Origin of the sequence: uncultured Allobaculum sp. (genome assembly GCF_948576815.1) — a bacterium.
In the GTDB taxonomy this organism is placed as follows: Bacteria; Bacillota_I; Bacilli_A; order Erysipelotrichales; family Erysipelotrichaceae; genus Allobaculum; species Allobaculum fili.
In genome coordinates this window covers 1-11,204 of the sequence record NZ_CAPAEZ010000077.1, presented here as the reverse complement: position 1 = coordinate 11,204, position 11,204 = coordinate 1, and the positions used below count along the sequence as shown (strand labels likewise).

Annotated in this window: 3 protein-coding genes; all 3 read right to left on the bottom strand. The window is 49.4% G+C overall.

The genetic code is table 11. The features are described from left to right. Window positions 1–279 precede the first annotated feature (279 nt). On the bottom strand, window positions 280–4,896 hold the full coding sequence (locus Q2J39_RS09410) for a hypothetical protein (RefSeq protein ID WP_288340343.1): 4,617 nt from the start codon (window positions 4,894–4,896) through the stop codon (window positions 280–282). A 4-nt stretch (window positions 4,897–4,900) separates the two neighbouring features. Continuing rightward, on the bottom strand, window positions 4,901–6,880 hold the full coding sequence (locus tag Q2J39_RS09405) for a hypothetical protein (protein WP_230266767.1): 1,980 nt from the start codon (window positions 6,878–6,880) through the stop codon (window positions 4,901–4,903). A 451-nt stretch (window positions 6,881–7,331) separates the two neighbouring features. After that, a complete protein-coding gene (locus Q2J39_RS09400; RefSeq protein WP_288340346.1) occupies window positions 7,332–10,925 on the bottom strand; it encodes a tubulin-like doman-containing protein in 3,594 nt (1,197 codons plus the stop codon). Window positions 10,926–11,204: the final 279 nt, after the last annotated feature.

Here is an 11,204-nt window from a genome sequence, read left to right as displayed (position 1 = left end):
CGTATCTAATATTCAGTCTCGCGTATACCCGTCGATTGTTTGACACTTACATTCAAAATGCGGATGCGGTTTATTATTTTCGTTGCATTTTAATCCTCTTCCGTAAAAAAGCGTCCCTCATTTTCTGAATGAAGGACGCTTTTCAAAAGGCAAAATGTACAGACTGTTCCCTCCTGAACGTTCATGCAGGTACGGTTCTATTGAACGGCGCACCCGTTTGAAGCGTTGGGATTTTTTTCTGGAATTGAAAGCAGACGGGCTGAATCCATTCGATCCCGGTTACTGTTCGCCCGCTTCTTCTTCGCTTGCATACGGAATGGGCGGGAGCGTATTGAACGGTGTCTTGCTTGTACCGAGCATCGAATCCTGCTGAATCGGATAGTTGGCGAGGTACAGGCGCATACCGATTCCATACTCATTGTCTTCCAGTTCACGGTTGCGCATATACCGTATGGCGCGTTCGATCTCGCCCATCGCGACATAGTACTGGACTTCTGTCCAGACAGCCATGCCTTCATGCAGAAGCAGGTTCGTCTCCTGGTTGTCATACCCTGGTCCTACGTTCTCGGAGTTCCAGTGCTCAAACTGCCAGGCATGGGTCATTTCATGCACAATCGTCGATTTCACATTCCAGAGCGGAGAACCATTTTCCACATAGATCACTGTCTTTCCCTTTCGCGGCGAAGCGTAGCCTACACAGCGGGGATCCATTTCCGGCGTCGGCTTGAAGTCGGTCAGGTGCTTGTTCACCTTGCGGGCGTTCACCATATGGAATTCCAGTTTTGTTCGGAAGGTAATGTTAAAGATTCTCTCCAGTTCCGCATGCGTTTCATTGACTACACGCTTGAACTGAATCTTATTGCGTACAGCAGTGGCCGAGCATTCCGGGCAGCGCTCGCGGCCGTCTTTGAGCGTATCGTAATGACCTGGAGTAAGCTGCTGACCGCAGAAATCACAGTAATGGATACCCGGCATGCGCGGATCATACGTCGATCCGGAATCAAAATGCGCTTTGGCGGTACGGGCATCGTGAAGACTGCTTTCTTCGAAATGCATGCCTCGCAGGTATTCGAGCGTCGCGTCGAGCGCAAGCCAGTCTGGTACTTCCTGGGCGCCGTACTGAAGATACGGAAGAATAACAAACGGGGACTGGATTTCATCCTCTTCTTCCAGCTCTTCATCTTCCGCGAAGATCGCTGCTGGATTGGAAGGTCCTTTTACCGGTTCGGATATGGGCTGTCTGCCAGGTTCGGGTTTCGAACCGCCGCCCGTTTCCTGCGAGCCGTTTTCTTCGGGTGCGTTTTCCTCAGAATCCTCGTCCTTGCGGCCGCGTCCAAACCAGCCTCTGCGTTTTTTCTTCCGGCGGCCTTTTCCTTCTTTCGGATCCGGAGCCTTGGCCGGTTCGGGTTCTGGTTCCGGTGTAGGCGCCGGGTTCGGTTCGGGTTCTGGAGCAGCAGGCGGTTCGTGTGTTTCTACAGAAGACGTACCCGAAGACGGGTTTGCCGCTCCTTCTGGGTTTGCCTCAGTCTGCGGTGTCGGTTCGGCTTCACCAGAAACGTTTTCAGAAGCGGATGCTTTCTGCTCTTTTGAAGCAGCAGGCTGATCCGCTTGGGAACCCTTCTCGGTCTGAACGTCAGCCGGATCGGCTGCCGGTGATGGATTCTCAGCTGGAGCAGGTGTTTGTTCGGATGAATTTGAAGAGTCTGCGCTCTCAGAAGAATTCGCTTCGTCTTTTTTCCGTCGGCCAAATCCAAAGAGCGGCATCACGGAATAGAGCGTCGGACTGGAATCCGAAGGCCGGCTGGCCATGGATCGCAGCGATTTTTGCGAAGGCAGATAATTCTGCACCTGCGTTTCGTTCGAACCGTCTTCATCACTGACGTCGTGTGCAGCGTCTTCGCCTTCTCTGTGCGTGGTCGATGGACCTTTGGAATTCCATACGAGATAGTCAGCAATGATTTCCATAATTCTCTGCAGATTTCTTTCTACTGTCACAAGCAGACCGAGATCGATATGAGAATCTTCCACAATATAAATCGCGTTCTTCTCCATATCTTCCTCTTCAAAAGCGACATAGGCAGAAGCCGCCCGGTTTCGATCGCGGTAAAGCGGATCGTTTAAGACGGCTTCCGGAATCTGTCCAGGAAGCGCAATCAGATATCCGGTCTCGTTTGGAAACAGAGTTCGGAAAACTTCGTTAAGCAGAACGGCAACGGTGTAGACCACTTCCGGTTTCACGTTTTCCAGCGTGATCTGCAAAAATTCCTTCTGATACAGGCGGCGAACATGGGCCGGTTTGAGCCGAACGTGCGAGGCGTGTTCAAAATCGTTGGGCGAAGGCAGATCCAGATAGCCATCGGTCCGGACTTCAATATTCGCAAAGCCATGACGGATGACCATATCCCGGAAATGATTTTCTCCTGGCTGCATCTCGACACCGGAAATCTTATAGTCGCGCAGCTGACGGTAATACACGCGCCGCATGAAGTGATCTCCGGAACGGCGAACGATAATTTCGCTGTCATTGGAAATCGAAACGACCTGATAGTAACGGCCGTCCCACGAAAAGAACTGTCCAGGCAGCAGGACCTGATAAATCTGGCCGAGCAGCCGGTTGCCCATCGGATATTCCTTCGTTTTTTCGTTTTCAATGACGAAGTAAACCGAACGCAGGGCGGAGTCGTATACCGAATGGAGCTGGTCGAGGTTAATGCTGTACTGGAAGCGGGTGGCCTGAATGTCCGCCCGATAGGCATTGACCTGCGTCGTGTGAATCTTGAATTTTTCCTGTCCGGTATGCTTATGGATCAGATGCTGAAGGACGTCATATGTTTTTCTGGAATGAATGCCATGGATGGCCAGCTGATTGCTGATATAGCTTTCGTCTACCGGTTCCATGCTCATCAGCATGAGCAGCCGGATAATGAAGTTGCGCTCCGTTCGGGCGTAATCCGGAACAATCGTCGGGATCGCTTTGGAGTCAACTGTCATCATTTCGGCATTGGCCGTCATGTAATCGCGAAGCATGTAGTTTTCCGAAAGAATATTGACGAAGCCTTTCTTTTCCAGACGCGAGCTGAACAGGCGGGCGATGTCAAATGCGTTTCGAAACTCATCTTCCACGATCAGATAGCCTTTTTCCATTTCCGGCACCTGCCAGAGATGGCTTTCATAATGCATGCGCTCTTCCAGCTGGTTCTGTTCCAGACGGGTGTGCGTATATTCACAGAAACTTGGGTAATACTGCGAAACGTTCCAGCGAATATCGGCAATCGGCGATTTAGAAGAACTGAACCAGTAAATCTCATCTGCCCCATTCGCCAGACCTTCAAGGGCGATTTCCGTACCGACGCCAAGATAGCGGGAAATTCCAGGAACAATGCGGTTCTGCATGCCAGGGCCGTCCACATGCCAGATCGCCCGGCAAGTGCCGGCTTCGCTGGCAGGCGGAGCAAGGACTTCAACAAGCGGCTGATGGACGAGATGGCTCAGGGCGTCGACCAGACCGTCCACACTGCGGTCGAGCGCGCAGTAAGTGAGCGGATCGCCCGAAGATTCACAGATTTCCAAAATGTTTCGCAGACCGATCTGACCTGTTCCTAAAAGATTGGAAGGTTCCAGAAGCAGAACGAACTGTACCTCTTTGAGGAAGCCGATATTGTTGTGAATGAACGTGTGGTTATAAATGTTGTGGAACGTAATGATGCCGACGCTGATGTCGTCGCTTCTTCCCTTCTCACTGAGCTCCTCCGTCATCCACAGCTTTTTCAGGTTGGTCGTTTCCAGAAATCCGTCGGTAATCCATTCCTTGATATCCTGTGCGTCCGTACTTCGGCCGCAGATCACGAGAACCTTTTTATTTTTAAGGAGCGTGGCAATCATCGGAAGCATGAGGTAATACGTGAAGTCTCTATAAAAGGGATTCATTACGACCAGACTTTCACGGTTAAGCAGCTGTCTTGCCGCCTTCTGATAGTCCGGCTGCAGAGGAATTCCGATATCCAGCAGGGAGTTGAAATACGCAGAAGCCAGTTCATCGATTTCTGTGTTTTCGAGAGCATCTTCCTGATAGAGTCCGGTGACTTTTGCCACCGTTTTTCTTTTCTGATGATCATGGAAGCAAAGCCGGTCTCGGAACATTTTTTTAAGAGACGCACGGATCGTATCGCATTCCGCGCTGTTTTCTTCTTCGGCCAGAATTTTTCCTTCGTTTTTCTCAGGCTGCCAGCCGTTTAAAAAGGCGAAGCATTCTCCAAGAATCAGGATTCCGGCAACCGGCGTCATCATTGCGGGAATGTTCGATCCCCCAATGCCGGAATACACATACTGGGTAATGAGATAAATGAAATAGCAGAAGAAGACTGCCGCCATGATCAGAACCCGCAGATTGTAGTACCGCGGCTTGAGCACGTAGCGTTCCTGCGGATTGGTGTACTGCCGCAGGGCTCTTTCATCTTTCTCGTAAAATTCGCCAGAAGTCAGATCAAACAGATAGGCATGGTTTTCCCAGAGGCTGACCAGTTTTCGAAACGTCAGTTTCTTGACGAGCAGCCAGAACAGAGCCAGCAAAATGTTGGACCAGGCAAAGGCCCCCAGACCCGTCAGAATCGTGCCGGCCAGCCAGGCAAAGAACGCATAGAGATAGCTGCCAAGCAGAGGAATCTGGCCCGCCAGATTCGCGATCCAGATCAGAATGTCGTACAGAAACTGAAGAACGGCATCGTTGTTGAACATGCCAAGGCACACAACAAGCAGACAGAGAAACGGAACAGCGAACTGATAGCAGCGCTTTTTCGGTTTTTCATGAATCAGAAACGGCGTCATGATGAAAAAGAACTGAAAGGCGAACAGAACCCAGAACAGGATAAAGGAGATAAATGCGTGGATATAATTCATCGGTTTAATCCTCCTGATCCTTCAGGCCGCTTTTTTCTACGACCTTCATTTCATAAGGTTCCAGACGTTTTTTATCGATGCTCGTCACAAAGGGAAACGGCGAATGAATGACCGTTCCGTCCGGGAACGAGACAAAGACGGGATCTTCCGGTTCTTCCAGCAAATATGCCGGGTTTCGTTCAGGCGGAATTTCCAGATCGAAAATTACCGTATGCACGATGCGGCTGTTCGAACCTGGCCAGATGTTGAACGCGTTCATCCAGCTTTTTACCGTAGCCGCCCGGTTGTCGATGGCCTTGATGTGCGCCAGACACTTCAGCTCCTGATTGGAGCGGCTGTTGTTTTCCTTTTCGAAGCGATAGACAATTCGATTTCCCCGGATGGATGCGCAGCAGTTTTTCAAATACTGCGTAATCGCGGGAATTTTGGCTTCGATGGAGTGGAGCGCCTGATCAAGGGTGTAGTTGTATTCGAAAATGCGAACCCCCAGAATCACCCAGAAAACGACGATCACCGCAATGCAGAAGATCAGCATGCCAATCGATGCCGCATAAACTAAAAACGAGTAATCCCCCATGGACTGATTGCGCATCAGACAATAGGCGACAAAAGGAATGACGCCTAAGAAACAGGCGCAGATGCACACCGCTGTCGCGGCGAGCGCCTTGAAGGAATACATGCGGTGGCTCATGTTTTTCTGGACCACTTTATCCCGTTCTTTCAGTTTGATGTGCACCTGTCGGAGCTTCATCATGATCGGCGTATAGCCGGAAAGGACTTCATGTTCGTAATCGGCTGTCTCCTCCCGTATCGCGGCGATCTGATAGGAGTTGAAGTTCAGCTCCTCTGCCGATTCGAGTTCGACGGCCTGATGCGCGTACTGACAGCTGCGTTCGACCGAGCGCTCATACGCACCGATTACTTTTCGAAACGCTCTTCGACTTACGCGGACCTTCTTTTTCCAGGCAGGCAGTTCGGGTCTTGGCAGATCCCCTGTCGGCCCGGTAAAAAAGCGTGGAATATAAATATCGTCATTCGAAGTGAGGGTGATGTCGACCGGAATCGAACGTTCGAGATCCGGCGTATCCAGATTTTTCGAGGTGTAGTTCACGGAATGAAGAACATCAATTTCCTGCTGCAGAAAGAAGCGAATATCGTTCATTTTCAGAAGGTATTCTTCGAAATAGGTCTTCAGAACTTCTTCACTGGCGTTGGCCGACATTTCATACAGGCGATAGGCTTCAAAAGTTCCCGCCGGGAACTCCTCTTCCGCTAAAAGCAGCACGGTCAGCCAGAAGCGAAACATGGATTCCTGAAACATGGATGTATCCGGTTTGGCCTGCCTGAATGTGAGAAAACGGCAGGCTGCAGGATAACGGTTTCGCTGCCAGAACAGGGACGCATAAAAATCGCCGATATTTTCGATTTCCGGTTCTTCGTACGAGATGGAATCGGATTCGGACTCAATCATCGTGCGAAACAGAAAGATTTCGTTTGGCTTTGGAATCGGCATTTCCGACTGCTCGGAAAGTTTGTCGTACAAAGCCTTTTGCTGATCGAGAAGAATCTGGTAATCGTCATCGCCCATGCTTTTGCGCCGGGTCGCTTCCAGACTGATGTCGGGAATGCCCCCAAGCATCTGGCTTAAGCGGATCAGGGCGTACTTGCTCTTATGGACTAAAGGAAACAGATCATCGTTTTCGATGTAGTCAAAAGGATTTCCTTTCTGGGTCGTCTTTTCCCGGTTATCCAGTTCCCAGTGATCCGCCGCCGTCCCGTCAATCGGGTCGACGACAATCGCGCGCCAGTTCTTAACGCCTTCGAGCTGGGTCTTTAAATCTGGAAGAGCTTCATAAAAGTCTTCACCATTTTCGTCCCAGAAACAGAAGCAGACTTTTTCTTTTTCAATTGAGTTTTCGAACAGCAGCTTATGCTGGTCAAAGCTTCTCTGCGCCGATCTGGGATAAATAATGACAGTCAGCAATGTACACTCCTCCTTTCTTTTTTCAAAAGCAGAAATTCAGTAAAGCAATTACAGTAAGGCAAATCCATCATGGATTCGAAGGAACGGATCTAAAGCGGGGAAAAAGCCGACTGGCTTCATCGCAAAATGAAATTTTCATCTTCTTCGTGAATTTCCATCCGCGAAAAATAGATAAAGGATAGAAGAACGAGAAGGAAAAGCCGCTGCAGGAAAAAACAGAAGGAAAGAAGAGATTTGGCAGCAGTTCCCCTCTTCTTTCGATCTTTCAATCCTTTGAAACTTTTCGAATCATGATCCTATAGGTAAATAGCTCCTGCATTGGAAGGGCAGTGCAGGAGCTATTTCAAACGTTCAGCCAGATCCTGGCTATTCTTTACAGAACCAGAGAGAAGCCAAAGCGATTTCTTCTGAATCTTTCAGTGAAGTAAAGGATTCGGGAAATTCGAATACTTTAAGCGTTCTTTGCTTCTTCGCCGTTCTTTGCTTCTTCGGCATTTTTTGCCGCCGCATGAATCATTTCCTGATACTTGCGATCGTAGAGCTCTTTCATCGTTGGTTCGTGATGATACTTCAGCTTGTAGAGATACTTGTTATCGACGATCTCATCAATGCGGTCGCGAATCAGAGTTACGGATTCATCGTCAAAGCGTTTTGCCGGCTTCGGTACGTTTACGTAATCAGTCATATTGTTCAGGAAAAGCTGGAACTGATCGGAAATAATCGAGAAGGCTACCGCGTACATCTCATCTTCGCCTGTAAACGTGCTGACATAGTTTTCGATCAGAGCGATCAGGTTATCGATCATGGAAGTGAAGTCGGACAGATAGTAATCGCAGTTCGGCATGCTGTATTTGAGCCAGAAGAGAAGATCGAATACCGATGGTTTCATGGGGCTCTTTACAGGGATGAATTCCCGGAGAACGAATTTTGGCTCGTCCTCGCGGACAGCTTCTTCATCGTAGTAATCGCCGAGTGCCTTTTTCTCATCCAGCCAGTTGATTCGACGGATCAGGGTAGACTGCGCGAGAGACAGGCTCTTCTTCACCTGCTTTTCCTTTTCCGCTTCCATTTTGCGAAGCATGATGTCTACCTGCGGCGGGTTGATGCTTAAGGCGTCGAGAACTTCGTAAAGTTCATCGCAGCTTGTGCCGTTTGGAACAATGAAGTCTTCGTTGCTGGAGTTGGAAGGCTTATAGATTACGTCCATGCCGTCGAGGTGATTGGAATCGACTTTCTGATCCACATCCCCGGTAAGCATTCCCCAGAGGAAAGCCTGGAAGATTCCGTCTTCGACAATCTTCTGGTTGCGGTCATCCAGATCCGGCATATACTTCGTCAGATGCCAGTGACGGTCCATGTGGGGAGTGATCTCGAAATTCTTCTCTACGTTCGGACCCAGTTTCCTGTAAATCCGCATATAGGCTTCGTAGTAGTCTCCGCCTGGCTTTCCATTTTCCGGAGCGCGGAAGCGTTTGAAGTCACCCGGATTGAGTGTATATACCGCTTTGTAGACGAGCAGATCGTACTTGGAAATGTTTTTATCCGCAACGCCGCCAAGTTCCTGATTCAAATACTTCTGAACAAAGTCATGGCGAAGCGGGTCGTCATCCAGCAGAACCGCCGGGTTATAGGCAGCTGCACGAATCACGTGACCTTCCACACCCATCGGCTCTTCGAGGAACATACTGGCCAGATTGTTGACTTCGGTCAGGGTATCCGCAGCGACCAGTTCTACATCTTCACGGCTGAGCTCATCGGCATGACGTTCAATTTCTACTTCTTTCATCAGAGCGGAAATGACGTCCATGTCAATGACTTGCGCGAAGTGATTCTGAATTTCATCTTTGTAGTATTTGATGATCACATCGCGGAACAGTTTGCCAAAATGCGAAGCTGCCGGAGGACGCTTTTCCGTTTTGGAATATTCCAGAATATCCTGGAAAATCAGAGCGGAAAGCTTGCCGGTAATTGATTCCTGCGCATCCGCTGCCCCGACGATATCGAGAAGTTCTTCCAGGCAGGCCTGACTGGTACATGTATAGCGAATAGCGCTGCCGTCGCGGTTGGCAATCTGCTGAGGAATCAGGCGTACGCGATTGCTTTCTTTTTCCACAAACGTTGGATACGTTTTATAGAAGTCATCAAAATCGCTGGCCAGCTGAGTAAAGAATTTAATGCCTTCGCCATAGACAATCAGTTTTGCCCATGCGCTGGCAAACGTGAAAAATTCGGATTCATCACTGACAAGCGTTTCCGTTTCCTCAATAAATTTCTTGATGATCCGTCTTGAAATTTTGTTTCGATTTTTCTTGTTGTAGCGATCGTTCGCCGTTTCCACTTTATTTGTCGTAGCGGGATCATCGAACGGATGCAGCATGGATCGTTTGGCATCATCGTCTTCGCCAAGTTCCTCCTGGGCCGTCGAGTAGGCATAATTGCAGTTGCGAACCATGGCATAAACCATGTAGCGAACGGCGTTTGGATGAACGAAGCCTCCGTCTTCCGTCTTCAGATAATGCTGGAAGTAATAGGGTTTCGGATTCTTTCCTCGAGGTGAAGCGCTGAAAACATCCAGGGCAACGTGACGGCCGGTTTCACGGGAAACGCGCATCAGACTTTGTGCAAGTCGAATGATGGCCCCTTCCAGAGAATTGATCGCGCCTTTATCGACTTTGCCTTTGGAAGCCTGCAGGCGTGAACGCTGTTTGTTGATCTCAAAAAGGATCTGTTTGATCTCTTCGTTCTCGCGGATTTTCTTTTCCAGATGACTATCCAGAGCATGGACGAAGGATCGGGACAGTTCTTCCCACTGTGTTCCTTCTCCATATTCATCTTCGTGTTCTTTATGGGTCTGGCGGAAAATCATCTGCTGGAATGTGCCTTTGTCATCGGATTTGGAGTCTACATTCTGAAGGTAGAACGTATGCGGGTCTTCAAATTCGACCGAAGGATCCTGCTTTTTCTCCGCTTTCCGTTTATTCAGGTCTTCTGTATACGCTTTATCGATCGTCAGCCATTCTTCACCAAGCTGTTCAAAGCAGGTCTGTCCGGCGAGATAGTCGAGAATTTCTTCATACGGATATTTCAGGACCGCAGATCCGGCACCGCAGAAACGATCCCGTCCGCCCGACTGAATGAGCGCCTTAATGGCATTGTCTTCACTGGAGTTGCTTCGACTGGATGCGCCGCTGATCGCCTGCGCGTAAATCGTATTGGCTGCATACGTCATGTATTCATCGAAGCTGCTGAGCGAAAGATCATCCGCGTTGCGGCGATCGAACAGGAAGCAGAAATTGAATGGCGATTCGTTGTAGTTCACATCTTTTCCGGACATTGGGTGAGGAACTGAGAACTCAAGATCTTTGTACTTTGTGTTTTCCAGAGCCTGGTCGCCTTTGCGCATGAAGGCATCCAGCTCACGGACGGATGCATAGGCATTGGCAAAGATGCTTGCCTTCTCATCCTGGCTCTTTGCGGAAGCGAAAATTTCCGGCAGCAGGAAGAAACCGCGAACAACCGATCCGGTTTTGTTAAAGCTGGAGTTGAGAAGATGCTTAATGTACATCGCAATAGGAATTACGATTCCAGAGCCCGTACCGCCGGCTAAGGAAGACACAATAATGACGCGGATCGCCTGGTTGCCAGCATCGCCGTTGAGCCGGAACAATGTGTCGATCGCATCGTCGAGCGCACGCAGCTTGCCTTTGCTCATCGCTTCGTCCAGGGCCAGCCGGCTGATCGCACGAACCTGTCCTGCACCTTCTGTCGGTGTCTTGCTGTTCAGAATGGTATGAATGGGGAACCAGTCTTCACGGGCGTGTCTGTTGCGCTTGAGATAGTCTTCAATTTTATAAGGTGCCGATGTCTGAATCTGTACGACCGTGGCATCTTCTTCTTTTCTGTGTCTCAGATCATTCCGGTCTGTATCAATGCAGACAAACTGCAGGCGGTTTCTGTCTTTCAATGACTTCGCCATCTTCGAAAGCTTCGTGCAGATCGTACTGCCCGCGCCGCCAAGTCCAATAATTACTGTTGGAGCAGTCATTCCATTTCCTCCTTTTTTCTTTTTCTCTTTGTAGTGCTGATTTTTATTACTGACTGGCTAGGCCAGCCTGTGAAACCAATAGCGAAAATGCCCGTTCGTCTCAAGTCCGCTTCCGTTAATTTCCCTTAGAACATACGGCTTTACACAAGGCCTTCTGGATCCTGGACGGGCGGGTTTAAACCTTGTGAAGCCATTCCGGATCAGTGTTTTTTGTTGGAAAATTTGCAATGCTGTTCACTTAAGCTTCACAAGCTCACTTACAAATCAGGTTAGTTCCTC